Origin of the sequence: Streptomyces sp. DH10, from assembly GCF_029813805.1 — a bacterium.
Classification (GTDB): Bacteria; Actinomycetota; Actinomycetes; order Streptomycetales; family Streptomycetaceae; genus Streptomyces; species Streptomyces coeruleofuscus.
Window position 1 is genome coordinate 1 of sequence record NZ_JARVKU010000019.1, and the last position, 24,180, is coordinate 24,180.

Annotated in this window: 28 protein-coding genes; 10 read left to right on the forward strand and 18 right to left on the reverse strand. The window is 72.2% G+C overall.

What is annotated here, in order from left to right; genetic code table 11:
• Window positions 1-41 precede the first annotated feature (41 nt).
• Genes QC385_RS31625 through QC385_RS31640 form a run of 4 tightly spaced genes read left to right on the forward strand, consistent with a single transcriptional unit; the run spans window position 42 to window position 3,794 of the window.
• The gene (locus QC385_RS31625) at window positions 42-473 is read left to right on the forward strand and encodes a CBS domain-containing protein (protein ID WP_279544785.1); all 432 of its coding nucleotides are present in this window, start codon (window positions 42-44) and stop codon (window positions 471-473) included.
• The gene (locus QC385_RS31630; RefSeq protein ID WP_279544786.1) at window positions 470-1,144 is read left to right on the forward strand and encodes a diguanylate cyclase; all 675 of its coding nucleotides are present in this window, start codon (window positions 470-472) and stop codon (window positions 1,142-1,144) included. The genes QC385_RS31625 and QC385_RS31630 overlap by 4 nt, the downstream gene beginning before the upstream one ends.
• A 5-nt stretch (window positions 1,145-1,149) precedes the next feature.
• Window positions 1,150-1,692, forward strand: coding sequence for a type 1 glutamine amidotransferase domain-containing protein (locus QC385_RS31635; RefSeq protein ID WP_279544787.1), 543 nt, complete (start codon window positions 1,150-1,152; stop codon window positions 1,690-1,692).
• On the forward strand, window positions 1,692-3,794 hold the full coding sequence (locus tag QC385_RS31640; RefSeq protein ID WP_279544788.1) for a catalase: 2,103 nt from the start codon (window positions 1,692-1,694) through the stop codon (window positions 3,792-3,794). The genes QC385_RS31635 and QC385_RS31640 overlap by 1 nt, the downstream gene beginning before the upstream one ends.
• Before the next feature lie 806 nt (window positions 3,795-4,600).
• Here the strand turns inward: QC385_RS31640 and QC385_RS31645 are convergent.
• A complete protein-coding gene (locus QC385_RS31645) occupies window positions 4,601-4,888 on the reverse strand; it encodes a DUF6158 family protein (protein ID WP_086598945.1) in 288 nt (95 codons plus the stop codon).
• A gap of 65 nt (window positions 4,889-4,953) precedes the next feature.
• On the opposite strand from QC385_RS31645, the gene QC385_RS31650 reads away from it, so the two are divergent.
• Entirely contained in the window at window positions 4,954-6,063 is a 1,110-nt protein-coding gene (locus tag QC385_RS31650) for a baeRF2 domain-containing protein (protein ID WP_279544789.1), read from the forward strand.
• A 28-nt stretch (window positions 6,064-6,091) separates the two neighbouring features.
• Here the strand turns inward: QC385_RS31650 and QC385_RS31655 are convergent, their stop codons facing one another.
• Window positions 6,092-7,711: an ATP-binding cassette domain-containing protein gene (locus QC385_RS31655; RefSeq protein ID WP_279544790.1), complete on the reverse strand. Its 1,620-nt coding sequence runs from the start codon at window positions 7,709-7,711 to the stop codon at window positions 6,092-6,094.
• A gap of 84 nt (window positions 7,712-7,795) precedes the next feature.
• Window positions 7,796-8,338 carry an MOSC domain-containing protein gene (locus QC385_RS31660; protein ID WP_279544791.1) on the reverse strand — a complete coding sequence of 181 codons (543 nt, stop codon included), beginning with the start codon at window positions 8,336-8,338 and terminating at the stop codon, window positions 7,796-7,798.
• 90 nt (window positions 8,339-8,428) lie between these two features.
• Here QC385_RS31660 and QC385_RS31665 point away from each other — a divergent pair, with 90 nt between their 5' ends.
• From QC385_RS31665 to QC385_RS31675, 3 genes are all read left to right on the forward strand, one after another.
• A complete protein-coding gene (locus tag QC385_RS31665; RefSeq protein WP_279544792.1) occupies window positions 8,429-9,814 on the forward strand; it encodes a bifunctional phosphatase PAP2/diacylglycerol kinase family protein in 1,386 nt (461 codons plus the stop codon).
• Between the two features lie 110 nt (window positions 9,815-9,924).
• Window positions 9,925-10,746 carry a class I SAM-dependent methyltransferase gene (locus tag QC385_RS31670; RefSeq protein WP_279544793.1) on the forward strand — a complete coding sequence of 274 codons (822 nt, stop codon included), beginning with the start codon at window positions 9,925-9,927 and terminating at the stop codon, window positions 10,744-10,746.
• A 42-nt stretch (window positions 10,747-10,788) separates the two neighbouring features.
• Window positions 10,789-10,959 (forward strand): hypothetical protein, encoded by a 171-nt coding sequence (locus tag QC385_RS31675; RefSeq protein WP_059420075.1) that lies wholly within the window; start codon window positions 10,789-10,791, stop codon window positions 10,957-10,959.
• A gap of 1 nt (window position 10,960) precedes the next feature.
• Here the strand turns inward: QC385_RS31675 and QC385_RS31680 are convergent, their stop codons facing one another.
• The 13 genes from QC385_RS31680 to QC385_RS31740 form a co-directional block, all read right to left on the reverse strand.
• Entirely contained in the window at window positions 10,961-11,278 is a 318-nt protein-coding gene (locus tag QC385_RS31680) for a gas vesicle protein K (RefSeq protein ID WP_279544794.1), read from the reverse strand.
• Complete coding sequence (locus QC385_RS31685; protein WP_003994122.1) at window positions 11,275-11,463, reverse strand: gas vesicle protein; 189 nt, start codon at window positions 11,461-11,463, stop codon at window positions 11,275-11,277. Before QC385_RS31685 ends, QC385_RS31680 begins: the two co-directional genes overlap by 4 nt.
• A gap of 16 nt (window positions 11,464-11,479) precedes the next feature.
• Window positions 11,480-12,235 (reverse strand): GvpL/GvpF family gas vesicle protein, encoded by a 756-nt coding sequence (locus QC385_RS31690; RefSeq protein WP_279544795.1) that lies wholly within the window; start codon window positions 12,233-12,235, stop codon window positions 11,480-11,482.
• Window positions 12,232-12,570 (reverse strand): gas vesicle protein, encoded by a 339-nt coding sequence (locus QC385_RS31695; RefSeq protein ID WP_086560744.1) that lies wholly within the window; start codon window positions 12,568-12,570, stop codon window positions 12,232-12,234. Before QC385_RS31695 ends, QC385_RS31690 begins: the two co-directional genes overlap by 4 nt.
• The gene (locus tag QC385_RS31700; RefSeq protein ID WP_279544796.1) at window positions 12,567-13,709 is read right to left on the reverse strand and encodes an SRPBCC family protein; all 1,143 of its coding nucleotides are present in this window, start codon (window positions 13,707-13,709) and stop codon (window positions 12,567-12,569) included. The genes QC385_RS31695 and QC385_RS31700 overlap by 4 nt, the downstream gene beginning before the upstream one ends.
• On the reverse strand, window positions 13,709-14,314 hold the full coding sequence (locus QC385_RS31705) for a DNA primase (protein WP_279544797.1): 606 nt from the start codon (window positions 14,312-14,314) through the stop codon (window positions 13,709-13,711). The genes QC385_RS31700 and QC385_RS31705 overlap by 1 nt, the downstream gene beginning before the upstream one ends.
• Window positions 14,311-14,574: a gas vesicle protein GvpG gene (locus tag QC385_RS31710; protein WP_086851925.1), complete on the reverse strand. Its 264-nt coding sequence runs from the start codon at window positions 14,572-14,574 to the stop codon at window positions 14,311-14,313. The genes QC385_RS31705 and QC385_RS31710 overlap by 4 nt, the downstream gene beginning before the upstream one ends.
• Window positions 14,575-14,578: 4 nt before the next feature.
• Window positions 14,579-15,352 carry a GvpL/GvpF family gas vesicle protein gene (locus tag QC385_RS31715; protein ID WP_279544798.1) on the reverse strand — a complete coding sequence of 258 codons (774 nt, stop codon included), beginning with the start codon at window positions 15,350-15,352 and terminating at the stop codon, window positions 14,579-14,581.
• Window positions 15,349-15,783, reverse strand: coding sequence for a gas vesicle structural protein GvpA (locus QC385_RS31720; RefSeq protein ID WP_010038714.1), 435 nt, complete (start codon window positions 15,781-15,783; stop codon window positions 15,349-15,351). Before QC385_RS31720 ends, QC385_RS31715 begins: the two co-directional genes overlap by 4 nt.
• 53 nt (window positions 15,784-15,836) lie before the next feature.
• Complete coding sequence (locus QC385_RS31725; RefSeq protein WP_279544799.1) at window positions 15,837-16,202, reverse strand: gas vesicle protein GvpO; 366 nt, start codon at window positions 16,200-16,202, stop codon at window positions 15,837-15,839.
• A gap of 91 nt (window positions 16,203-16,293) precedes the next feature.
• Window positions 16,294-17,223, reverse strand: a complete 930-nt coding sequence (gene ligD, locus QC385_RS31730) for a non-homologous end-joining DNA ligase (protein ID WP_279544800.1) — start codon at window positions 17,221-17,223, stop codon at window positions 16,294-16,296.
• Window positions 17,220-19,067 (reverse strand): transketolase, encoded by a 1,848-nt coding sequence (locus tag QC385_RS31735; RefSeq protein ID WP_279544801.1) that lies wholly within the window; start codon window positions 19,065-19,067, stop codon window positions 17,220-17,222. The genes ligD and QC385_RS31735 overlap by 4 nt, the downstream gene beginning before the upstream one ends.
• On the reverse strand, window positions 19,064-20,938 hold the full coding sequence (locus QC385_RS31740) for an FAD-dependent oxidoreductase (RefSeq protein WP_279544802.1): 1,875 nt from the start codon (window positions 20,936-20,938) through the stop codon (window positions 19,064-19,066). Before QC385_RS31740 ends, QC385_RS31735 begins: the two co-directional genes overlap by 4 nt.
• Before the next feature lie 173 nt (window positions 20,939-21,111).
• Here QC385_RS31740 and QC385_RS31745 point away from each other — a divergent pair, with 173 nt between their 5' ends.
• A complete protein-coding gene (locus tag QC385_RS31745; RefSeq protein ID WP_279544803.1) occupies window positions 21,112-22,074 on the forward strand; it encodes an LLM class F420-dependent oxidoreductase in 963 nt (320 codons plus the stop codon).
• Window positions 22,075-22,242: 168 nt separating this feature from the next.
• Here the strand turns inward: QC385_RS31745 and QC385_RS31750 are convergent, their stop codons facing one another.
• Window positions 22,243-23,271 carry an SDR family oxidoreductase gene (locus QC385_RS31750; protein WP_279544804.1) on the reverse strand — a complete coding sequence of 343 codons (1,029 nt, stop codon included), beginning with the start codon at window positions 23,269-23,271 and terminating at the stop codon, window positions 22,243-22,245.
• A gap of 6 nt (window positions 23,272-23,277) precedes the next feature.
• Complete coding sequence (locus QC385_RS31755; protein ID WP_279544805.1) at window positions 23,278-23,781, reverse strand: phage holin family protein; 504 nt, start codon at window positions 23,779-23,781, stop codon at window positions 23,278-23,280.
• A gap of 48 nt (window positions 23,782-23,829) precedes the next feature.
• Here QC385_RS31755 and QC385_RS31760 point away from each other — a divergent pair, with 48 nt between their 5' ends.
• Window positions 23,830-24,177 (forward strand): VOC family protein, encoded by a 348-nt coding sequence (locus tag QC385_RS31760; protein ID WP_059420053.1) that lies wholly within the window; start codon window positions 23,830-23,832, stop codon window positions 24,175-24,177.
• The last annotated feature ends 3 nt before the right edge of the window (window positions 24,178-24,180 follow it).

Consider the following 24,180-nt stretch of genomic DNA (forward strand, 5'->3'; position numbering starts at 1 on the left):
GTGCCCCCACCGGAGGGGGAACAGAGGGAGGGCCTTCAGTGATGGCCGAGCTGGTGAAGGACGTGATGACCCCGGGCGTGGTCGCCGTACGCCCGGACGCCTCGCTCGTCGAGGCGGCGCAGTTGATGCGCACCCAGAACATCGGCGACGTGGTGGTGGCCGACGGGCAGGACGTGATCGGCGTGCTCACCGACCGTGACATCACGGTGCGGGCGGTGGCCGACGGCGCGGACCCGATGACGGTGAGCGCGCAGGCGGTGTGCACGCCGGACCCGGTGACGGTGACGCCGGACGACCGGGTGGCGACCGCGGTCACGCTGATGCGCGAGCACGCGGTGCGCCGGCTGCCGGTGGTGGAGAACGGACTGCCGGTGGGGATGGTGAGCCTCGGCGACCTGGCCGAGGCCGAGGACCCCGCGTCGGCGCTCGCCGACATCAGCCGCGCCGAGCCGGACGCCCGGGGAGGTGCGTGAGCATCGACCAGGCGAAGGAGATCAGTGCCACGGGGGTCACCGTCGACGTCGGGGACGTCACGACCCGCTACCTGCTGTACGGGCTGCTGCCCGGCTGGTTCGTGCCCGGGGTGGCCGACTGGGTGATGCACCGGCGGACCCGTATCGAGGAGACGGCGGGGACGAAGGAGTCCCTGATCCACTCGCTGATGATGGCCGAGGTCGGCATCCCGATCGCGCTGACGCTGCGCTACGAGGTCAACCCGCTGCTGCTGAGCGTGCAGCTGGGCGGGGCCGCGGTGCACGAGGCGACGGCGCTGTGGGACGTCCGTACGGCCGTCGACAGCGAGCGGGAGGTCAAGCCGGTCGAGCAGCACATCCACAGCTTTCTGGAGTCGCTGCCGTTCGGGGCGCTGGCCTCCCTGATGTGCCTGCACGCCGACCAGGTGAAGTCGCTGCTGCGCGGCGGCCGCGGGGACCCCGACGCCTGGCGGCTGGTGCCGCGCCGGCGGCCGCTGTCGCGCGGCTATCTGGCGGGCATCGCCGCGGCGATCGGCACCTGTGTGCTGCTGCCGTACGGCGAGGAGTTGCTGCGGTGCGTGCGCACGGGCCGCAGGAACCGCAAGAACGACAAGAACGCGAGGAGCGACGCGGCGCGCTGGAGTGCCGCGCGCTCCGGGAAAGGACATTGAGCATCATGCGTATCGCATTTCTGGTGGCACCCGAGGGCGTCGAGCAGGTCGAGCTGACCGATCCGTGGCAGGCCGCGAGGGACGCCGGTCACGAGCCCGTGCTGGTGTCGACGAAGGAGGGGGAGATCCAGGCGTTCAACCACCTCGACAAGGCGGACACCTTCCCCGTGGAAGAGGTCGTGGGCCAGAGCGAGCCGGGCTCGTTCGGCGCTCTGGTGCTGCCGGGCGGCGTGGCCAACCCGGACTTCCTGCGGATGGACGGCAAGGCCGTCGCGTTCGTCCGGGACTTCTTCGAGCAGGGCCGCCCCGTGGCCGCGATCTGCCACGCGCCGTGGACGCTGGTCGAGGCGGACGTCGTACGCGGCCGGACGCTGACCTCCTGGCCGAGCCTGCGGACCGACATCCGCAACGCGGGCGGCACCTGGGTCGACGAGCAGGTGCAGGTCTGTGACCACGGCGCGAACAAGCTGGTCACCAGCCGTAAGCCGGACGACCTGAAGGCGTTCTGCGAGACCTTCCTCGACGTCTTCGCCGAGGAGGCCGCCTGATGGCCTCTCCCGCCGACCGGAAACAGGAACAGCGCGAAGCCTTCAAGGCGGACGATCCGGCCGGCGGGCCGCTCACCACCGACCAGGGAGTGGAGGTCGACCACACCGACGACTCCCTGGCCGCGGGCGAGCGCGGTCCGACGCTGATGGAGGACTTCCACTTCCGGGAGAAGCTCACCCGCTTCGACCACGAGCGGATCCCGGAGCGGGTGGTGCACGCGCGGGGCGCGGGCGCGTACGGCTATTTCGAACCGTACGAGTCCTGCGCGGAGTTCACCCGCGCGGCGTTCCTCCAGGACCCGGCCGAGCGGACGCCCGTGTTCGTACGCTTCTCGACCGTGCAGGGTCCGAAGGGCTCGGCGGACACCGTGCGGGACGTGCGCGGCTTCGCGACCAAGTTCTACACGTCGGAGGGGAACTACGACCTGGTCGGGAACAACTTCCCGGTCTTCTTCATCCAGGACGGCGTCAAGTTCCCCGACTTCGTGCACGCGGTGAAGCCCGAGCCGCACAACGACATCCCGACGGGCGCGTCCGCGCACGACACCCTGTGGGACTTCGTGTCGCTCCAGCCCGAGACGCTGCACGCGATCATGTGGCTGATGTCGGACCGGGCGATCCCGCGCAGTTACCGCATGATGCAGGGCTTCGGCGTGCACACCTTCCGGTTCGTCAACGCGGACGGCAAGGGCACGTTCGTGAAGTTCCACTGGAAGCCGCGGCTCGGCGTGCACTCCCTGGTGTGGGACGAGGCCCAGGAGTGCCAGGGCCGCGACCCGGACTTCAACCGGCGTGACCTGTGGGACGCGATCGAGGCGGGCGAGTACCCCGAGTGGGAGCTGGGCGTGCAACTCGTGCCGGAGGAGGACGAGTTCGCGTTCGACTTCGACCTGCTCGACCCGACGAAGATCATCCCGGAGGAGCAGGTGCCGGTGCGGCCGATCGGCCGGATGGTGCTGGACCGCAACCCGGAGAACTTCTTCGCTGAGACCGAGCAGGTCGCCTTCCACACGGCGAACGTCGTCCCCGGCATCGACTTCACCAACGACCCGCTGCTCCAGGCGCGGAACTTCTCCTACCTGGACACCCAGCTGATCCGGCTCGGCGGGCCCAACTTCTCGCAGCTGCCGGTGAACCGGCCGGTCGCGCCGGTGCGCAACAACCAGCGCGACGGCTATCACCAGAGCGCGATCCACTCCGGCACGAACTACTTCCCGAACTCGCTCGGCGGCGGCTGCCCGGCCCACGCGGGCGCCGGGGGAAGCGCCTACACGCATTACGCCGAACGGGTGGACGGCCACAAGATCCGGCGCCGCAGTCCCAGTTTCCAGGACCACTACAGCCAGCCGGCGATGTTCTGGAACAGCATGGCGGACTGGGAGAAGCAGCACATCGTCGAGGCGTTCCGGTTCGAGCTCGGCAAGGTGGGCGCGCGGACCGTGCGGGCGCGTACGGTCGAGCACCTGGCCAAGGTCGACGGGGACCTGGCAGTGCAGGTGGCACGGGGTGTCGGGGTTCCGGAGCCGTCCACTGCGGAGGCCGCGTCCAAGTCGGCCTCCCCCGCGCTCAGCCTGGAGTCGCTGCGCGGGGACGGATCGATCCGGACCCGGCAGATCGCGGTGCTGGTCACCGACGGCGTGGACGCCGAGCAGATCACCTCCGTGCGGGAGCGGCTGGCCGCCGAGGGGGCGATCGTCGAGGCGCTGGCCCCGACGGACGGGACGATCACCGGGTCCGACGGCGAGACCTACGCCGTCGACCGTGCGCTGCCGACCGTGGCGTCCGTGCTGTACGACGCCGTGCTGCTGCCCGGCGGGCCCGTCGGTACCCCGCCGACGGCGGCCGACCCGGACGCGATGCGGTTCGTGCGGGACGCCTTCCGGCACGGCAAGCCGGTGGGCGCGCTCGGCTCGGGCGTGGGCGTCCTGTCGGCGCTGGAGCCCGAGGGGCTGAGGCTGTCGACGGAGTTCCAGCGCGTGGTCACGGACCAGGGCGTGGTGACGGACACCTCGCCGGGTCCGGCGAGCGAGGAGTTCCTGAACGCGCTCTGTGCCGCGATCGCGGCACACCGGCATTGGGGACGGGGACCGGTGCGGCACTGAACCGGGGCCGGGGACTGGGCCGGGCCGCGCTTGTGGGGGCGCGGCCCGGCCTGCTTGTGCTGCGCGTGGGCGTGTCGTGGTGTGCCGGTCGGGGGCGGCTCGGGTCCTGCCGGTGCCGACCCGCTCGCGAACCGCCGGTGCGGGCCGTATCGCGGGCTGGTGCGGGTGCAGGCCCGGCGTCTTGCGCTTGTGCGGTGCGGGCCGGGTCGGGCTGTGCCGGTGCGGACCCCCGCGCGATGCGCCGGTACGGGGCGGGGCGCGCCTGTGCAGTGCGGACCAGGCCGGGTTGCGCCGGTGCGGACCCGCGCGCGGCGTCGCCGGGGCCGGGCCACGTTTGAGGGGTGCGGATCAGGTCGGGGGTGGTAGCTCGGAGCGGGTCGCCTCGTGCCGGGCCAACCCAGTCGTGACGGCCGGTGCCGGCCCGCACGCCAAGCGCCAGCGAGGCCGGGGCCGCTTGCGGTGCGGCGGTACCGGCCCGCACACGAAACGCCGACGAGGCCGGGAGCCGCCTGTGCGGTGCGACGGTACCGGCCCGCACACGAAACGCCGACGAGGCCGGGAGCCGCCTGTGCGGTGCGACGGTACCGGCCCGCACACGAAACGCCGACGAGGCCGGGAGCCGCCTGTGCGGTGCGACGGTGCCGGCCCGCACGCCAAGCGCCGACGGGGCCGGGGGCCGCCTGTGCGGTGCGGGACAGGTCGGGCTGTGGCGGCGTGGGCCGGGACCCGGTGTGCCGGGGCCGGCCCGGGGCGCGTCATGCCGCTGCCGGCCGGGGTGCGTCGCCTCCGTGCTGGTCCGGCAGGGCTCAGGTGCCGGGGGTCGTGGGAGTCGTCGACTCCCCGCTCCCCCGCTCCCGGGCCCCTTCGCGTGTGCGGCCCGCGGCCACCGGGCGGCGCGGGTTGCGGCGCAGGAACTCGCCCTCGAGCTGAGCCATGCGTTCGTTATGGGCCCGCAGCGCGTCGTTCGAGCCGTACAGCAGCGTGTCGTGGCGCGTGCGGTGGATGGTCTCCAGCTCCTTCATGAGCTGCTGGTCGTCCAGCCGGTCAGGGTCCACTCCGGTCATCGTGTCGCCCCGCTCGTCGTGTTCGTTCATGCGGTCCGGGTACCCGCCCCGGGAGCAACTGAGCACTACCCCCGAGCGGCACCCGGGAGGGAGCCATGGATCTCGCCTTTCTGCACCCACTCTACGAACACCCCGGGCCTTGGGCCTCGGTGTACGTCGACACCTCCCGGCATACGGAGGACACCCCCCACGAGCGTCAGCTCACGGCCCAGGCGATGGCCAGGCAGCTGGCCGAGCAGGGCGCGGACGAGGCGACCTGCCGGGCCGTGCAGAGCGCCATCGAGGACCTGAAGCACTCCTCCGACCTGCACGGCCGGGCCCTGTTCGCCCGCGCCGGCGAGGTGATCCTCGACCCGCCGCTGGCCCGTCCCCCGCAGGGCGGCGACTGGGCCGAATGGGCCCCGCTGCCGCGTGTCACGCCGCTGCTGGAGCTGGCCGGCGAGGACCCGGTGTGCGTGGTGGCGTACATCGACCGCAAGGGCGCGGACTTCGAGCTGCGCAGCGGACTGGGCAGCGAGGGCGTCGGCAGCGTCACCGGCCGCCAGTGGCCGGTGCACCGGACGAGCTCCGTGGACTGGTCCGAGCGGCATTTCCAGCTGCGGGTGGAGAACACCTGGGAGCACAACGCCGCGGAGATCGCCGACGCGCTCGCCGTGTGCCAGGAGGAGACCCGCGCCGACCTGCTGATTCTCGTCGGTGACGACCGTGAGCGGCGGTCCGTGCACGAGCGGCTGCCCAAGCGGCTGCACGACCTCGTCGTCGAGGCGGAGCACGGCATCGGCAGCCGGCTCCTCGACGAGGACGTGGAGCGGGCCCGCACCGAGCACGTGCGGCGGAGGGCCGCGGCGGAGCTGGACCGGTTCCTGGCCGCCCGGCACCCGGACGACGAGGGCCGGGCCGGGGCCGTGGAGGGCGTGCCCGCGCTGGTCGAGGCGGCACGTGAGCGCCGTATCGACGAGCTGCTGATCAGGCTGGACGGACCGGACGCGCACCGCGAGGTGTGGATCGGCGAGGACCCGGACCAGCTGGCGGTGCGGCGCACGGACCTGAAGATCCTCGGCGAGCAGCACTCCTGGCCGGCCCGGGCGGACGACGCGCTGATCCGGTCGGCCGTGGCCACCGACGCGGCGGCACTGGCGGTTTCGGAGCAGGAGGCGCAGGAGGTTCCGGTGGGCGGACTCGGGGCGCTGCTCCGCTGGAAGTAAGCCCGGGGCCGTTGCCCTGGCGGGCCCCCTAGCGGGCCCGTTCCACCCGGCGTTCGTCCCAGACCGGGTCCGGGGTCTCCCGGACCCGGCCGTCGCTGCCGAAGACGAGGTAGCGGTCGAAGGAGCGGGCGAACCAGCGATCGTGCGTGACCGCGAGGACCGTGCCGTCGAAGGACTCCAGGCCCTCCTGGAGCGCCTCCGCGGACTCCAGGTCCAGGTTGTCGGTCGGCTCGTCGAGCAGCAGGGCCGTGACGCCCTGGAGCTCCAGCAGGAGGATCTGGAAGCGGGCCTGCTGGCCGCCGGACAGGCGGTCGAACGCCTGCTCGGCCTGGTTCGTCAGCTCGTAGCGGCGCAGCCGCGACATCGCCGCGCCGCGGTCCTGTGCGTACTCCTTCCACAGGATGTCGAGCAGCGTGCGGCCCTCCAGCTCCGGGTGCGCGTGCGTCTGCGCGAAGTGGCCGGGTACGACCCGGGCCCCCAGTTTCCAGTTCCCCGTGTGCGCCACGTCGTCACCGGCGAGCAGGCGCAGGAAGTGGGACTTGCCGGAGCCGTTGGAGCCGAGGACGGCGACGCGTTCGCCGTAGAAGACCTCCAGGTCGAAGGGCTTCATCAGACCGGTCAGTTCCAGGTTCTGGCAGGTGACGGCCCGGACGCCGGTGCGGCCGCCCTTGATCCGCATGCTGATGTCCTGCTCGCGCGGCGGCTCGGGCGGCGGGCCGGCCTCCTCGAACTTGCGCAGGCGGGTTTGCGCGGCGGCGTATCGCGAGGCCATGTCATGACTCACGGCGGCGGCTTGACGGAGCGTCAGCACCAGCTTTTTCAGCTGGGCGTGTTTCTCGTCCCAGCGCCTGCGCAGTTCCTCGAAGCGCTCGAACCGCTGCCGGCGGGCCTCGTGGTACGTGCCGAACCCACCGCCGTGCACCCAGGCGTCGGCGCCCGCCGGGCCCGGCTCCACGCTCACGATCTTCTCGGCGGCGCGGGCCAGCAGCTCCCGGTCGTGCGACACGAACAGCACGGTCTTGCGCGTCTCCTTGAGCCGCTCCTCCAGCCAGCGCTTGCCGGGGACGTCGAGGTAGTTGTCCGGCTCGTCGAGCAGCAGCACCTCGTCGGTACCGCGCAGCAGCGCCTCCAGGACGAGCCGCTTCTGCTCGCCGCCGGAGAGGGTGCGGACGAGCCGCCACTGCGCCTTGTCGTACGGGATGCCCAGGGCGGCCGTGGTGCACATGTCCCACAGCGTCTCGGCCTCGTACCCGCGGGCCTCGGCCCAGTCGGCGAGGGCCTGGGCGTACTTCAGCTGGGCGGCCTCGTCGTCGACGGTCATGAGGGCGTGCTCGGCGGTGTCGACGGCTTGGGCCGCCTCGCGGATGCGGGGGGTGGCGACGGAGACGAGCAGGTCCCGTACGGTCGTCTCGTCCCGTACGGATCCGACGAACTGCCGCATCACGCCGAGTCCGCCGCCGACGGTGACGGTTCCGCCGTGCGGCTTGATCTCACCGGCGAGCATCCGGAGCAGGGTCGTCTTCCCGGCCCCGTTGGGCCCCACGAGGGCGACGACGGCCCCCTCCCCGACCCGGAACGAGACATCACCCAGCAGCGCCCTTCCGTCAGGCAGGTAGTACTCCAGGTGCGCGGCTTCGAGGTGACCCATGGGCGCGATTCTGTGGCCGCGACGGCTCGCTGGGCAAACTCATTTCCGGAACGACGCCGCGGGCCGGAAGCAGCGGGCCGCGTCTCACACCCGGTCCAGAGGCCGGTGCGGACCCGTGGGGAGTTCCGCCTCGATCGTGTCCCCGGGACGCACCACGCCCCCTTCCCGCACCACGCTCATGATCCCGGCCTTGCGGACGACCTTCCCCGCCTCGTCGCGGCCGACGACCCGCTTCAGCAGCCCGTCCTGGAAGTGGTCGATCTGGATGCAGGGATTGCGCAGACCGGTCACCCCCAGGACCGCCGTGTCGCCGATGCGCAGCAACGTGCCGGCCGGCAGACCGAGCAGATCGATGCCCCGCGTGGTGATGTTCTCGCCGAGTTCGCCGGGCGCCACCTCGAACCCCTCTTCACCGACCTCGGCGAAGAGTTCCTCGTGGATGAGGTGCACCTGGCGCAGGTTCGGCTGGGTGGGATCCTGTGCGACGCGCGAACGGTGCTTGACCGTCACCCCGGCGTGCACGTCGCCCTCCACCCCGAGACCGGCGAGCAGCCTGATGCTGTCCCGGTTCGGCTTGGTGAACGAGTACGCGCCGTTGCTGCTGACCGCCGTCACTAGCCCGCTCATACCTCGGATCCCCCTCTTCGGTCACGATGATCACCCCGAGCCTGCCCGTGGACGGTCGGTGTGTCCACCCCCTCGGGGTACCCGCATGCCATGACGCCCGCCGTCCCTGACCCCGCCCTGCCCCGCCCGAGCCTGAGCGCGCCCCACGGCGCCCTGTGGTGCGTGGCCGCCGCCGCCCTCGGCGCGACCCGCACGCCCCGTGCCCGCCGCGCGGCGACCCGAGGACTGGCCTCGCTCGGCCTCGCCTCCCTCACCGTCAACGCCCTCGCCAAGCGCACGCTCCGCCACGTCCGCCCGGCCCCGGTCCCGCTGATCGGGCAGCTGAAGCGGCGGCGGACCACCACCTCGTTCCCCTCCGGGCAGGCCGCGGCCGCCGCCGCCTTCGCGACCGGGGTCGCCCTGGAGTCCCCCGCCTGGGGCACGGTCGTCGCCCCGGTGGCCGCCTCCCTCGCCCTCTCCCGCGGCCACGGCGGCGCGCGCTTCGGGAGCGACGTCCTGACGGGCGCCGCCCTGGGCGTGGGTGCCGCGTTCGCCGTGCGGTGCATGGTGCCCACGCGCGGCCAGGTCGCCCCGCCGGCCCGTCCCCGCGCCGAGGTCCCGGCGCTGCCGGACGGCGAGGGACTCGTGCTGGTCGCGAACACCGCCGCGGGCAGCGCCGAGCGTGCCCGCGCCCTGCGGGACGCCCTCCCCCGGGCCGAGGTCGTCGAGTGCGAGCCGGGAGACGTGCCCGCCGAGTTGGAGAAGGCGGCCGCGCGCGCCCGGGTCCTCGGCGTGTGCGGCGGCGACGGCACGGTGAACGCCGCCGCCCGCGTCGCGCTCCGCTTCCGCCTGCCCCTGGCGGTGCTGCCGGGCGGGACGCTCAACCACTTCGCCTACGACCTGGGCATCGAGGACGTGCGCGATCTCGCCCGCGCACTGCGTGCGGGCCAGGCCGTGCGCGTGGACGTGGGCCGGTACTCCTGCGGCGAGAAGCACGGCGTCTTCCTCAACACGTGCAGTGTCGGCGTCTACCCGGAGCTCGTGCGCGAGCGGGAGCGCTGGTCGCACCGGATCGGCGGCTGGCCCGCCGGCGTGCTCGCGGCCCTGCGCGTGCTGCGGGCCGACCGGCACCCGCTGGAGGCCGAGTTCCAGGGCCGTACGCGTCCCCTGTGGCTGCTGTTCGCCGGGAGCGGCACCTACCACCGCATGGGGCTGGCGTCCGGACGCCGGAAGGACCTCGCGGACGGGCAGCTCGACGTGCGGGTCGTGCACGGCGGACGCCGGCCGGCCATCCGGCTGCTCGCCGCCGCCCTCGCGGGGCCGCTGACCCGCTCCCCCGCCCACGCCGCCGTCCAGGTGGGGCGGCTGCGGCTGGACCACGTCGCGCCCGGCACGCTCCTCGCCTACGACGGTGAAGTCATCGAGGTGGAGGGCAGCGTCACCCTGGAGAAGCTGCCCGAGGCGCTGACCGTCTACCGGCCGATCCCTTCCAGCTGAGAACCGGCTGACGAACCGTCAGTCCACATAGCGGGAATGCGGTCTCACTATGCGGCCGGACTGCGTACGGTGATCCCCTGCCGACCCGAACGGAAGAGGGGGGATCCGCCATGCCGGAACCACGGGAGACCGCTGTCTACACGCACGGGCACCACGAATCGGTGCTGCGTTCGCACACCTGGCGCACCGCCGCCAACTCGGCCGCGTATCTGGTGCCGTCGCTCCGCCCCCACATGAAGATCCTGGACGTCGGGTGCGGACCGGGCACCATCACCGCGGACCTGGCGGCGCTCGTGCCCGGCGGACACGTCACCGGTGTCGACCGGGAGCCGGAGATCCTGGAGCGGGCACGTGCCGCGGCTGCCGGGCGGGGGCTGGCCAACGTCGACTTCGCGGTCGCCGACGTGCACGCCCTGGACTACCCGGACGACACGTTCTGTGTGGTGCACGCCCACCAGGTGCTTCAGCACGTGGGCGATCCGGTGCGGGCGCTGAGCGAGATGAGGCGGGTGGTGAAGCCCGGGGGCCTCGTCGCCGTGCGGGACGCCGACTACGAGGCCATGACCTGGTTTCCGGCGTCCGAGGGGCTCGACGACTGGCTGGACCTCTACCGCCGCGTCGCCCGGGCCAACGGCGGCGAGCCGGACGCCGGGCGCCGGCTGAAGGCGTGGGCGCTGCGCGCCGGGTTCACGGACGTCACGGCGACCTCCGGCACCTGGACCTTCGCCACGCGGGAGGAGCGGGCCTGGTGGAGCGGGCTGTGGGCCGACCGGACGCTGGCATCGGCGTACGCGGACCGGGCCCGGCTGGGCGGGCACGCGAGCGAGGCGCAGTTGCGGGCCGTCGCCGACGCCTGGCGGCAGTGGGGGGAGCGGGAGGACGGCTGGTTCAGCGTGCTGCACGGAGAAATTCTCTGCCGAAAGGACGCCTGAAATACGGATTCGGGGACACCCTAAAAGCAGGAGGTTCGAATTATGGTTCCCATCCTGCTGGTACTGCTTCTGGCTTTGATCCTTTTCGGCGCCGGATTCGCAGTAAAGGTACTCTGGTGGATCGCGTTGGCGGTTCTCGTTCTGTGGCTGCTGGGATTCTTCGTCCGTGGTACGTCGGCGACCGGAGGCAGGGGCCGGTGGTACAGGTGGTGAATTAGCCCCCGTCCCGGGGGAGCAGCGGTCCGAGCGGCCCGAGGTCCAGATTGAGGTCCTCGGGCCGCAGTCCGTAGCGGTCGCGCAGTTCCGCCATCCGCTCCTCCAGCAGCATGAGGGTGAGCCCGATCCGCTCCTCCTGGTCCTCGCTCAGGTCCCCCACGTCGAACCGGCGCAGCGCCTGGCGCTCCATGAGCTGGCGCAGCAGTTCCACCACCGTGAGCACGAGTTTGACCAGGTCACGCTCGACGGTGTCGGGTTCCAGGTCCAGCCGGTTGCGGCGCGGCCGCGGATCCTGCTCGGGCTGGTCGGACGTCACAGCAACTCCTCGAACGGGGAGGGCACCTGGGCGTTCACCGAGCTGATGAGCGCGTTGAGGTCGATACGGACGAGGTCGACGTCCGCGATGCGCAGGGTGATGTCCCCCGTGATCACGACGCCGCCGGCGAGCAGCCGGTCGAGCAGGTCCACGAGGGCGACCTCACGGCGTTCCACTACGGTCACGGCTTCTCCCCGTCGGTCATGTGGCCTCCCCGGCGAAAGAATAGGCAGCCCAGGGGCCGGTGAGTTCGACGCGCATTCCGGGCACCTCGCCCTTCGTGCGGTCCACCAATTCCACGAATTCCTCGGAATGCGCGCGCGGTACGAGATACGCGGCGTTCAGCACATTCCGCCCGGTCGCTTTGGAAAGCGCCGGGTTCTGCGGGGGATGCAGCCGGGAATCCTCCGCGAAGGCGGAAAGCTCCTCGTGCAGCCGGTTCGAGAAGCTTTCCGCCTTCTGCCACATCTCCTCGTGCGACCTGGTCTGCATACGCCGCTGCCGCAGGTAGTCGCGGCCCGACGCGGCTTTCTGCGCGGGCCGGGCGCTCTCCTGCGGTTCGGACTCGGAGTACACCTTCACGCCCCACTCGACCCGGCCCTCCAGCCGTTCGAGGGTGCGCCGGAAATCCTCTTCACGGGCCTCGATCATCGTCCGTACGCCGCTGTCGTCCCGGAAGACGGTGCCGAGCCGCAGCGGCAGCGGGGTCGTGACGGTGGTGAGCGCGTCGATGACCCCCTGGTGGGCGCGGGCGGTCTCGGTGAGCCAGTCGAGGTCCTCCAGATGGGCGCGGAGCGGTTCCTCGGCGAAGTCCCGCTCCGGCACGTGGCTGACCACGGCGACGAGGCCGTGGTGGTTCAGCGCTCTGGGCGGATCACCCGCCACCCCCGACAGCTGGGACTGGAGCGGCGTGCCGAAGGGGCGGCAGACGGCGTAGACGTACCGCAGTCCGGTCACGGTGCCTCCTTCTTCTGCGCACGGCCGGGCTCCAGTTCCTCCAGCCGGGCCAGCCTCTCGCGCAACTCGGCGTTCTCACGGGTCAGTTCATCACGGCGGGCCCGCGAGCTCAGTGCCGGGTCGGTTTCCCACCAGTCGATGCCCATCTCCTTCGCCTTGTCCACCGAGGCGACGATCAAACGCAGTTTGATGGTGAGGAGTTCGATGTCGAGCAGGTTGATGCGAATATCGCCAGCGATGACGATGCCCTTGTCGAGCACCCGTTCCAGGATGTCGGCGAGGTTGGCGCCGCTTCCATGGCCGTAGGGTTCGGGCATCCTGCTGGGCGTCGTCATCGCCGGCTCCCGCCTTCGGCGTACTCGTCCGCGTCCTCGTCGGCCTCGGCCTCCTCGTACTCGCCTTCAGGCTCTTCCTCGGCCTCTTCCTCGGGCCCTGCCTCGGCCTCGGGCTCTTCCTCGTCGTACTCCGACTCGGCTTCGTCCTCGTACTCGCCCTCGGGTTCCTCCTCGCCTTCCTCTTCCTCGTCCTCGGCGTACTCGTCCTCGGGTTCCTCCTCGCCCTCGGGGCGCTCTTCCTCGGACTCCCCCTCGGACTCCTCCTCGGCGAGCGCGTCCTCGTGGCTGCGGACGACCTCGCCGTCGCGGATCTCACCGCGCCAGCTGTCCTCCGCCTCGCCCTTGATCGTGATGAAGCGGACGAAGTTCTTCAGGTCGAGCCGGGCGCGGCGGCCCTGGGCGCGCCAGATGTTGCCGGTCTTCTCGAACAGGCCCGTGGGGTAGTACTCGATGACCAGCAGGACCCGGGTGAGGTTGTCGGCGAGGCGGTGGAAGGAGACCACGCCCTTCGTCGTGCCCTTGGCACCTTCCGATGTCCACGCGATGCGGTCGTCGGGCACCTGCTCCGTCGTCTGCGCCTTCCAGCTCCGGTTGGACCAGAAGACCTTCAACTGCCAGTCCGAGGTGGTGTCGTCGGCCTTGTTCGCGGCCTTGACGCCCTTCGCGAAGGTGCTGAAGTCCTGGTACTGCGTCCACTGGTCGTACGCCGTGCGCAGCGGCACGCCGACATCGATGTGCTCGATGATGACGGTGGGCTTCTTGCCCGCCGAGCGCTTGCGTTTGCCCTTGCCGCCGCCGCCCAGGTTCTTGAAGGCGCCCGTGACCTTGTCCTTGATGCTCGACCCGCCGGTCTCCAGGGCGGCGCGCAGCGGACCCTTGCCCTCGGCGAGCTTGCGGCCGCCCTGGAGGGCGAGCTTGGCGAAACCGGGGCTGTTGCCCTCGGCGATGTCGTTCAGCTTGCCGGTGGTCTCGCCGAGCTTGCGGCCCACACCGGTCAGCATGCGCGTGGCCTGAGCGGCGACGTACTCCTGCAGCTCGGCCTTCAGCCGGTCGGCGGCCTCGCTGTGGGCCACATCGGTGAGCGGGTTCTTCTTCGCTCCGTTCGCGGCGGAGGTCGCTGATCCGAGGGTGTCGGTCATCACTCGCCGCCTCCCTTCGGCAGCCGGGCCCGGGCGCTGCCGCCTCTGTTCCCGGCCGTGGTCTTCTTCGCCGCCGCCTTCTTGCCCGCGGTCTTCTTGGCGGGGGCCTTCTTCGCCGGGGCCTTGCGCGCCGTCTTCCCGGGCGCCTTCTTGGCCGGGGCCTTCTTCGCCGCCTTCGGGGCCGGCTCCGGCTCCTCGTCGTCCTCGTCCGGGCCGGAGTCCTCGGCCTCGGCCTCGGGCTCCTCGTCCTCGGCGTCCTCGGCGTCGCCCTCGGGCCCTCCGGGAACCACGCCCGACAGCTGGTCGCGCACCTGTGCCGTACGGCCGTGCAGCCGGTCGGCGATGGCGTCGATCTGCCGCTCGACCATGGCGCCGGAGGCCGCCTTGCCGACACCGCGCAGGTCCTGCCGCAGCTGGTCCCCGATCTCCTTGAACTGCGGGTTGTTCCGCAGCTGCTGCTGGACCACGTCCGCGACCATGCGCGGACTCAGGTTCATCTTCTTCCCGGCCACCAGGCCGCCGACGGCCACCGCCATCTTCAGCTTCTTGGTCCGGCCCAGGAGGTATCCGGCCCCCACGGCAAGACCCAGTCCCACTCGGTTCATTGTGTTGTCCCGTTGCCCGTTCCCGCGCTCCCGCGCGAAGCGATCTCCAACCGGTCGAGGAGGTCGTCCTCGAGGCTGTCGAACTCCTCCTCCGTGATCTCACCGGCCTCCAACTGCTCCTCCAGCCGGGCCAGTTCGGCCCGGATGGTGGCGGGGTCGTAGTAGATCCGCTCGGCCTCCTGGAGCACCTGTCTGATGGCCCAGGCGCTGCCGCGCACCGGTGCGAACGGCAGCAGCAGCACCTCCGAGATCAGGCCCACGTCGTCACCCCGCTCCGGTGTCCGTGCCGCTCGCCACCGTGCCCGCCGGCTCGGTCGGGCCGGGCTCGACGAAGCTGTACGGCGGCAGCGGTCCGTTGATCCGCACCTCCAGGTGCGGCAGCTCCTTGCGGGCCTCTTCCACGGCCGCCAGGAAGTTCTCGGCGGACTCCCGGTCCACCAGGAACGACACGTTGGCCAGCCAGCCGGTGGACTCGGGGCCCACGCTGACGGCATCGGCGGACGGTTCCAGGAGGCGCTGGAGCACCGCACCGTCCTCGCCCTCCCGGGCCTTGACCGCGGCCGCGACCATCTCGCCCAGCCGGATCTTGTCGTCGTAACTGCCGCCGCCGGCCCGCCGGTTGGCCTCCGCGAGACCACGGATCTCCGGGTTCTCGGCCATCACCTGGTGCAGCACGGCCTCTTCGACGTGGTTGGCCTTGACGTTGTACTCGACCCGGCCGTCCAGGGCCTGCAAGCGCTCCTTGTAGTGCTCGGCACGCTCGGCGAGGACCGCGGTGATCGAGTTGTCGTCCGGCGCGACGCTGCCGAACCGCATGGGCAGCACACACCCCGCCGCGCCCGCCTCGCTGAGCACGTTCTGGTGGGCGAGCAGGTCCTTGCGCTTGGGCCGCAGCCCCTCGGGCGCCTCACTGACGACGGCCGCCAGATCGCCCTCGCGCAGGATGCGCACCGGGCGCGGCGGGTCGCCGACACCGCCCATGCCCTCGGGGAGCGCGGGGTGCGAGCTCGCCGCGATGCCGTAGACGTAGGTGCTCACTCCTGCTCCTCCTTCCGGCGGGCGGACGTGCTCTTACGGGCTCGCGGACGGGACTCGGTCTCCTGCTCGGAGCCTTCGGAACGCGCCTGCTTGAAGGCGTCGGAGATGGTTTCGGCGGCGCCGGACAGCGCCCCCTTGGACTTGCCGCGCGCACCGGACTCGGTCATCTCCCCGACCAGGTCGGGCAGGCCCGGGTCCTTGCGCGGCCCGGCCTCCAGATCGAGCCGGTTGCACGCCTCGGCGAAGCGCAGATAGGTGTCGACGCTGGCGACGACGACGCGAACGTCGATCTTGAGGATCTCGATGCCGACCAGGGAGACTCGCACGAATGCGTCGATGACGAGCCCCCTGTCCAGAACAAGTTCAAGCACGTCGTAGAGACCGCTGCTGCCGCCTCCGCCGCCGGTCTGCTGTGCCGGTACGACTGTCATGCCGGATGTCCCTCCTTGTCTGTGGGTGCGGGGTGCGGGTCCGGTCGGGCGGTCTAGTGACCACCGGTCCTTCGCGAGTCGGACCGCCCCCGCTCGTAGCGGCGGACGCGCCGATAACCCGTGAGCTGTCCCTGGGCGTCGAGCTCCACCTGATAGCTCGCCATCAGGCTCATCGTGTCGGGCACGCGCTCGAGTTCGAGGACTTCGACCTCCAGCGCCCAGCCCTGGTCGGTCTGCTCGAAGGACGACACGGATTCGGCGGTCATGCCGGTGAGCTCCGCGAGCTGGCCGCGCGCCTGGCGCAGCACCTCCATGGGGCTCGGCCGGTCGGCCGCATTGTCAGTGGGTTTACGAGAATTCTCAGAGGTTTGGGACTTCTGTGAATCCTGTGACTCTTGCGTGTTTCTTGTGTTCGACATGGCCACCTCCCCCTCCGTGTGGCCGCAAGAGTGTTCGCCAAACCTCTACGGGCGCATGCATCTGCCACCCGCCGGCGGCCACGGGGGTGGCTCAGCCGCGCAGGGCGTCCAACCGCCGCCGGGCCGGGCCCAGCGCCCGGCCGCGGTTGAGCAGGCCCGACCAGGGCTTGGTGCGGGCCTGCTCCACGGCGTCGGCGATGGTCCAGCGGCGGGCGTGCAGCTCCGGGTCGTCCAGCTGGTCCCAGGTGATCGGGGTAGCCACGGGCGCGCCCGGCCGGGGCCGGACCGTGAAGGGCGCGACGGCGGTCTGCGCGTAGGCGTTGCGCTGCACGTCGAGGTAGAGCCGCTCCCCCCGCTCCTTCTTGCGGGCGGCGGTGGTGAGCCGGTCGGGGTGGGCGTCGGCGAGGGTGTCGGCCACGTCCCGGGCGAAGGAGCGCACCTCGTCGAAGTCGTGCCGGCCGTTCAACGGCACGATCACGTGCAGCCCGCGCGATCCGGTGGTCATCAGCGCCGAGGGCAGCTCCAGCTCGTCCAGCAGTTCCCCCAGCAGCCGGGCGGCCTCGCGCACGGCGTCGAAGTCGTCCTGCGCCGGGTCGAGGTCGAAGACCAACCGGTCGGGGTGGTCGACGCTGTCGGCGCGGGAGAGCCAGCGGTGCAGGGTGATGCCGGCCTGGTCGGCCAGAAAGAGGAGGGTGGCGGTGTCGTCGCAGACGGCGTGGCGGACGGTGCCGCCCTCCTTGGCCACCTCGACCCGGGTGATCCACTCCGGGTAGTGGTCCGGGGTGTTCTTCTGCATGAACGTGGGCCCGTCGAGCCCGTCCGGGCGCCGCTCCAGCATCAGGGGACGGCCGCGCAGGTGCGGCAGCATGAAGGGCGCGACGGCCCGGTGGTAGTCCACCAGATCGCCCTTGGTGTACTCCTTGGCGTCACCGCCGCCGGGGAAGAGCACCTTGTCCGGCCGGTGGACCTCCACGGTGCGGCGGCCCGCCCGCACCCTGCGCGTGCCGTCGCCGCCGCTCACGGCACGACCGCCTCCTCCACCAGCAGCCGCCCGGCCGCCGCGATCGACTCGGCGTCGATGCCCGCGGCGTGCAGCTGCTCGTCCGGGGAGGCCGAGCCCGGCATGCTCCGCACGGCGAGCCGCACCAGGCGCGGTACGGGGCGTCCGTCGGCGAAGGCCTCCAGGACCGCGTCGCCGATGCCGCCCTCCGGGTGGTGGTCCTCCACGGTCACCAGGCAGCCGGTCTCCTCGGCGGCCCGGCGCAGGGTGGGCCGGTCGACGGGCTTCACGGAGTACAGGTCGATCACCCGGGCCCGGATGCCCTCCTGCTCCAGGGCGTCGGCGGCGGCCAGTGCCTCGTGCACGGTGACACCCGCCGTCACGAGGGTCAGCCGGTCGCTGCCGGAGGAGCGCAGCACCTTGCTCCCGCCGACCGGGAAGTCCTCGTCCGGGCCGTAGATCACCGGGCTCTCGCCGCGCGAGGTGCGCAGGTAGCGGACGCCCTCCAGACCGGCCATCGTGCCGACGAGCCGCGCGGTCTGGTTGGCGTCGCAGGGGTACAGCACGGTCGAGCCGTGCACCGCCCGCATCATCGCCAGGTCCTCCAGGCCCATCTGGCTGGGTCCGTCCTCGCCGATGGCGACGCCCGCGTGCGAGCCGACGAGATTGATGCCGGAGCCGCTGATGGACGCCATCCGGACGAAGTCGTACGCCCGGGTCAGGAAGGCGGCGAAGGTGGCGGCGTACGGCACCCAGCCGCGGGCCGCGAGCCCGACCGCCGACGCGACGAGCTGCTGCTCGGCGATGTAGCACTCGAAGTAGCGGTCGGGGTGCTCCTTGGCGAAGAACTCGGCACGGGTGGAGTCGCCGACCTCGCCGTCCAGTGCCACGATGTCGCCGCGGCCCGTGCCGAGCGCGGCCAGCGCCTGCCCGAAGGCGTTGCGGGTGGCGACCTCCTCGTCCTTGTCCCACGTCGGCAGGTCGAAGTCCCCGGTGTGCACCGAGTGCAGCATGCGGGCGGCCGGCGGCTCCTGCACCCGGACGCGGATGTCACGCGGCCCGCCGAGTTCGGCGATCGCCTCGTCGGCCTCGGGCAGCGGCTTGCCGTGCAGTCCCTCGCGGTCCTGGACGCCCTCGACGCCCTTGCCCTTGAGGGTGCGGGCCAGGATCGCGGTGGGCTGGCCCTTGGTGGACGCGGCCTCTCCGTAGGCGCGGTCGATCGCGTCCACGTCGTGCCCGTCGACCTCGATGGTGTGCCAGTCGAAGGCCTGGAAGCGGCGGGCGTAGGCGTCCAGGTCGTGGCCGTGCCGCGTCGGGCCGCGCTGGCCGAGCCGGTTGACGTCGACGATCACGGTGAGGTTGTCCAGGTGCTCGTGCCCGGCGTGCTCGGCGGCCTCCCACACGGACCCCTCGGCCAGTTCGCTGTCGCCGCACAGCACCCACACGCGATAGCCGGTGCGGTCCAGCCGCTTGCCGGCCAGCGCGATACCGACACCGACCGGCAGGCCCTGCCCGAGCGAGCCCGTGGCCGTCTCGACCCACGGCAGACGCTGGGGCGTGGGGTGCCCTTCGAGGCGGCTGCCCAGCTTGCGGAAGGTGAGCAGTTCCTCGTCGTCGATGGCGCCGGCCGCCTTGTACGCGGAGTACAGCAGCGGCGAGGCGTGTCCCTTGGAGAGGACGAAGCGGTCGTTGCCGGGGTGGGCGGGGCGGTCGAAGTCGTAGCGGAGGTGATGGGCGAACAGGACGGCCATCAGGTCGGCCGCGGACATGGATGACGTCGGGTGCCCGGAGCCCGCGGCGGCGGCAGCGCGGACACTGTCCACGCGCAGCTGCTGTCCGAGGTCGGTGAGTTCACCGGTGTTCATGAGTCTCCTTTCGCGGAGTCGTCCGGGACGTCGGATCGCTTGACGGGGCCGGGGGCGGCGTCGGGATCCGGGGGTGGCCGGTCGGCCGGGGGCTGTGGGGTGGTCCGGGGCTGGTTCTTGGCGGGTTCGCCGCCGGGCTGGGTCCTGGCCGGCTCACCACCGGGCTGGTTCTTCGCAGGCTCCCCACCGGGCTGGTTCTTCGCAGGCTCGCCACCGGGCTGGTTCCTGGCCGGCTCCCCACCGGAGCGCCCCTTCTCCGACTCGGCAGCCAGATGGCCCTTCGCCGAGCCGCTCCCGACCGGTCCCTTGGCGGGCTCGTCGGCCGGCCAGTTCCTGGCCGGTTCCGCTCCGGGGCGGCCCTTGGCCAGCTCCTCTTCCGATCGGCGCTGTGCGGTCCCGGATCCGGGCGGCTGCTGCGTCGCCCTGGATCCGGGCTGCCCCTTCGCGGGCTCTTCTCCGGCCCGGCCCTGCGGGGATCCGGTACCGCTCCCACCGTCGTGGGTGTCGGCCTCGATCGCCGCCCCGGGCCCCGACCGGGCGCTCTCCTCCTGCCGTCGCTCCGGCCCGCCCGGCACCCGGGCCAGCTCCGGCGAGGACGTGTCCAGCGGCACGGACCAGGACCGGACGAGCCCCAACTGCACGGCCTGGCGCGGCAGTACCGCGTCCAGCAGCCAGTCGGCAGCGACCCGGACGCGGTTGCCGGGCATCGCCGCGAGGTGGTAGCCCCGCGTCACCGCACCCGCCGGCACCCCGGACAGGGGCACGCCGAGCGGGTTGGCGGCGGCCTTGGCACCACCGAGGTCGACGACGAAGCCCAGGTCGCGATGGCGGTAGGGCTTGCGCGCGCCGCCGAGGCCGAGCGAGGCGGCGACGTTCTCCGCCGCGACCTTGCCGTGCCGCCAGGCGTGCTGCGCGGTCATCGGCGTGTAGCTCCCCGGCTTGTCCAGATCCGGCACCGCGGCCACGTCACCGCAGGCGAACAGCTCGGGCCGGCCCGGCACCTGGAGGTGCGGGTCGACGAGCAGCCGACCCTTCTCCATCGGCAGCCCGAGGGACTCGACCAGCGGGTCGGGCCGTACGCCCACGCACCACACCAGGGTCCGGGTCTCGACGAACTCGCCGTCGGTCAGTACGACCCCGTCGGGCGTGGCCTCCTTCACGGAGGTGCCCATCCGCACGTCCACGCCCCGCTGCCGCAGCACCCGGTCGGCGGTGGTGGACAGCTTCTCGTCCATCTCGGGCAGCACCCGCGGCGCCACGTCCAGCAGCATCCAGCGCGGCCGCATGCCCTGCCGCAGCGGGTGCTTGCGGACCTGCGCGTCGGTGAACATCTGCCCGTGCGCGGCGACCTCGGTGCCGGTGTAGCCGGCGCCGACCACGACGAAGGTGCACCGGGCGGCGCAGCTCTTGGGATCGTCGGCGGCGGCCGCCAGCTCCACCTGCCGGGTCACGTGGTCGCGCAGGTACAGCGCCTCGGGCAGCCCCCGGAAGCCGTGCGCGTACTCGGCGACGCCGGGGATCGGCAGCAGCTTGTTGACGCTGCCGGCGGCGAGTACCAGACGGTCGTAGGCGAGTGTGCCGCCGTCACCCTCGGGGCCGGTGTAGTGCAGGGTCTGTCCGTCGAGGTCGATCCGGTCGGCCTCGCCCAGCACCAGCCGTACATTCGGCAGCGTGTCCGACAGGGAGACCGTGACCCGGCGCGGTTCCAGGACACCGGCGGCGACCTGGGGCAGCAGGGGCAGGTACAGGAAGTAGTCGGTCGGGTTCAGCAGGGTGATGTGCGCCCGGCCCCGGGTCATCCGGGACAGGGTGCGTGCCGTGCGGTACCCGGCGAAGCCGGCACCGACGATCAGGATGCGGGGTCGACTCACGGTTGGCTCGCCTCCGGCGCTGTCGCGTACCTCGGGAGCCTTCCGCGTCCCCCTGGCCAGGGCACCCAAACGTCCGCCGGGGCCCTCTCGACCGGACGCCGCCGGTTTCCGGACCCGCGCCCGGGTACCCGGTGCGGGATACACGACCGCCGATGTCGCGGAGGCACTCCCCCATGCCCGAGTACGGATACTTCCTCTCGTGCGAGCAGTACGGACCCGCCGAGCTGATCGAGCAGGCCCGGATGGCCGAGCAGGCCGGATTCCAGGCGCTGTGGATCTCGGACCACTACCACCCGTGGAACGACGAGCAGGGCCAGAGCCCGTTCGTGTGGTCGGTGATCGGCGCGCTGTCCGAGACGGTGTCCCTGCCGGTCGAGACGGCGGTGACCTGCCCGACCGTGCGGATGCATCCGGCGGTGGTGGCGCAGGCCGCGGCGACCAGCGCGGTGATGACGGACAACCGCTTCCGGCTCGGCGTCGGCTCCGGCGAGGCGCTCAACGAGCACATCCTGGGTGACCACTGGCCGCCGGCCCACGTCCGTCTGGACATGCTGGAGGAGGCCATCCAGGTGATGCGCCGGCTGTTCAGCGGCGAGGAGGTCAACCACCACGGCCCGCACTACACGGTCGAGAACGCCCGCCTGTACACGGTCCCGGACGAGCCGATCCCGATCGACATCTCCGGCTTCGGCCCGGCGGCCACGCAGCTGGCGTCCCGCGTCGGCGACGGCTACATCACCATCCAGCCGGACGAGGCGATGGTGGAGCAGTACCGCAAGGGCGGAGGCGGCGGAAAGCTCGTCAGCGGCGGCACCAAGGTCTGCTACGACACCGACAAGGACGCGGCCGTGAAGACCGTCCACCGGCTCTGGGCGAACGAGCAGCTGCCCGGTGAGCTGGGCCAGGTGCTGCCCTCGCCGAAGCACTTCGAGCAGGCGCAGCAGCTGGTCACCGAGGACATGGTGCGTGAGAACCGGGTGTGCGGCGACGACGCGGACGAGCACGTGGCCGAGCTGAAGCAGTTCGCCGACGCGGGCTTCGACCGGGTCTACGTCAACCAGATCGGCCCGGACCTGCGCGGCTTCTTCGACTTCTACCGCACGAAGGTGCTGCCTCAGCTCCAGCAGGCGGTCTGACGGAAGGCAACTCCGCCTCCGGCCCAGGCGGTACGCCTGGGCCGGAGGCGGAGTTGTACGTCGACGCCAACGGCGCCTACAACCGCCAGCAGGCCCAGCAGGCGGTGCGCAGCGGCCGGGCGGGCACGATCCGCCCGGCCCGGGACCGGTCTGTCGGCCGAGGTGCGCCTACCGGCGGGCCTGTCCGGCCAGTTTGCGTGCGGCCAGGATCCCCGCCGCCCCCACGGTCAGGGCCGCGCCCATCCGCCGCCGGTTCCGTGAGACCCACTGCTGCGGGCTGTCGTGCACGGCCTCGTCGTCGAACCGCCCGTGCGCGCCGAAGTCGTGGCCCTGCGGCCCGTCCGCCGGAGCCCACAGGTTGGCCGGCTCGTCGTGCCGCTCCTCGTCCTGCTGCGACGAGAAGCCCGTACGCGCCAGGTAGCGTTCCAGCAGCCCGGGGACGACGGCGTTGGCGATGAGCGTGGCGGCCGTGGAGGCGCCCACCCAGTACTCGCGGCGCCCCGCGTGCGACGCCGCGTACACGATCGCCCGGGCCGCGACCTCCGGCTGGTACACGGGCGCGACCGGCCGGGCCCGGCCCTTCATGCGGTTCAGCACCCACTCGAACTGCGGGGTGTTGACGGCGGGCAGCTGCACCATCGTCGTACACACCCCACTGCGCGCGTGCAGCAGTTCGCAGCGCAGGGACTCGTTGAACCCCTGGATCGCGTGCTTGGCGCCGCAGTACGCCGACTGGAGCGGGATGCCCCGGTAGGCGAGGGCGGAGCCGACCTGCACGATCGTGCCGCGGTCGCGCGGCAGCATGTGGCGCAGGGCTGCCCGGGTGCCGAACACGTAGCCCAGGTAGGTCACTTCGGTCACGCGGCGGAACTCGTCCGGGTCGATCTCCGTGAAGGGCGCGAAGACCCCGGTGAAGGCGTTGTTGACCCAGACGTCGATGGGCCCGAACGTGTCGACGACCTGCTGGGCGGCGTCGTCGACGGCCTCGGCGTCGGAGACGTCCACGCCGATGACGAGGGGCTCACCCCCGGCGCCGCGTACCTCGTCGGCCGCGGCGGCGAGCCCTTCACTCCCTCGCGCCAGCAGGGCGACCCGGTCGCCCCCGGCGGCGAAGGCGCGGGCCGTGGCCCGTCCCACGCCGCCGCTGGCGCCGGTCACCACGACGACGCGGCCGTGCGGTGTTTCCGTCGTGCTCACTTCGGATCACGCCCTGCGGGGAGGCACGTCGGGGTCGTCCGCCGGCCGCGGGGGCACGATACCGGGGGCGGGTCCGCCGGCGGCTCCGGCGACCGGTCCGGCGGCGGGCGGGGCCGGCGGCACGGGCGGCACACCGCCGGGCACTCCGGCGCCCGGTGTCGTGGTGCTCTCATGCCCCGGCGTCACGCCGGCCGCGTGCGCGGAACCCGGCGGGGACGCGGACGGCCGGGCCATGCCGCGCAGCACGTACGCCGCGACACCCAGGATCGCGGCGGTGATCAGCGCGGCGGCCCAGTCGGGCAGGCCGAGGGCGAGGGCCAGTCCGACGGCGAGCGCGAGGGCCGCGCCCGCGTACAGGGCGAGGGCGCCGGACGCGGCGTACAGCGCGGCTTTGCGGCGCTGCTTGCGCGTCTGCTCGCGCAGTTCGTCCCGGACGGTCTCGCGCGCCACCTGTGCCAGCTCGTCGACGAGATGCTTGTCCAGATGCTCCAGGTGATCCAGCGGCTTCATGCCCGGCCGGGTACCCTTGCCCCCTCGCGCGTAACTAGGCTCGTCCCCATGGAGATTCTGGGTGCCACACTGCGCGTCTGCGTCGACGACCTCGAGACCGCGATTCCCTTCTACGAGCGGCTGGCGGGCGGCAGAGCCCAGCGCTTCGAACGGGGCGGTGTCCAGGTGGCGGCGATCGGCTGCTTTCTGCTGATGAGCGGGCCGCCGGCCGAGCTGGAGGTGCTGCGCAAGGTGGCCGCGACGATCGCCGTGACGGACGTCGAGGAGACCCACAAGGTGCTGACCGAGGTGGGCGCCCACATCATCGCGGGCCCGATCGCCTCACCGGCGGGCCGCAACCTGATCGCCCTGCATCCGGACGGGTCGGTCTACGAGTACGTGGACCGCCAGGCGTGATCC

Coding starts and splice junctions, on each gene's coding strand:
- QC385_RS31725 (WP_279544799.1), bottom strand. CDS start 16,202: ATGTCGAACACAAGAAACACGCAAGAGTCACAGGATTCACAGAAGTCC.
- QC385_RS31670 (WP_279544793.1), top strand. CDS start 9,925: ATGCCGGAACCACGGGAGACCGCTGTCTACACGCACGGGCACCACGAA.
- QC385_RS31720 (WP_010038714.1), bottom strand. CDS start 15,783: ATGACAGTCGTACCGGCACAGCAGACCGGCGGCGGAGGCGGCAGCAGC.
- QC385_RS31645 (WP_086598945.1), bottom strand. CDS start 4,888: ATGAACGAACACGACGAGCGGGGCGACACGATGACCGGAGTGGACCCT.
- QC385_RS31735 (WP_279544801.1), bottom strand. CDS start 19,067: ATGAACACCGGTGAACTCACCGACCTCGGACAGCAGCTGCGCGTGGAC.
- QC385_RS31695 (WP_086560744.1), bottom strand. CDS start 12,570: ATGACGACGCCCAGCAGGATGCCCGAACCCTACGGCCATGGAAGCGGC.
- QC385_RS31675 (WP_059420075.1), top strand. CDS start 10,789: ATGGTTCCCATCCTGCTGGTACTGCTTCTGGCTTTGATCCTTTTCGGC.
- QC385_RS31635 (WP_279544787.1), top strand. CDS start 1,150: ATGCGTATCGCATTTCTGGTGGCACCCGAGGGCGTCGAGCAGGTCGAG.
- QC385_RS31755 (WP_279544805.1), bottom strand. CDS start 23,781: ATGAAGCCGCTGGATCACCTGGAGCATCTGGACAAGCATCTCGTCGAC.
- QC385_RS31665 (WP_279544792.1), top strand. CDS start 8,429: ATGACGCCCGCCGTCCCTGACCCCGCCCTGCCCCGCCCGAGCCTGAGC.
- QC385_RS31760 (WP_059420053.1), top strand. CDS start 23,830: ATGGAGATTCTGGGTGCCACACTGCGCGTCTGCGTCGACGACCTCGAG.
- QC385_RS31660 (WP_279544791.1), bottom strand. CDS start 8,338: ATGAGCGGGCTAGTGACGGCGGTCAGCAGCAACGGCGCGTACTCGTTC.
- QC385_RS31655 (WP_279544790.1), bottom strand. CDS start 7,711: ATGGGTCACCTCGAAGCCGCGCACCTGGAGTACTACCTGCCTGACGGA.
- QC385_RS31650 (WP_279544789.1), top strand. CDS start 4,954: ATGGATCTCGCCTTTCTGCACCCACTCTACGAACACCCCGGGCCTTGG.
- QC385_RS31625 (WP_279544785.1), top strand. CDS start 42: ATGGCCGAGCTGGTGAAGGACGTGATGACCCCGGGCGTGGTCGCCGTA.
- QC385_RS31640 (WP_279544788.1), top strand. CDS start 1,692: ATGGCCTCTCCCGCCGACCGGAAACAGGAACAGCGCGAAGCCTTCAAG.
- QC385_RS31745 (WP_279544803.1), top strand. CDS start 21,112: ATGCCCGAGTACGGATACTTCCTCTCGTGCGAGCAGTACGGACCCGCC.
- QC385_RS31700 (WP_279544796.1), bottom strand. CDS start 13,709: ATGACCGACACCCTCGGATCAGCGACCTCCGCCGCGAACGGAGCGAAG.
- QC385_RS31705 (WP_279544797.1), bottom strand. CDS start 14,314: ATGAACCGAGTGGGACTGGGTCTTGCCGTGGGGGCCGGATACCTCCTG.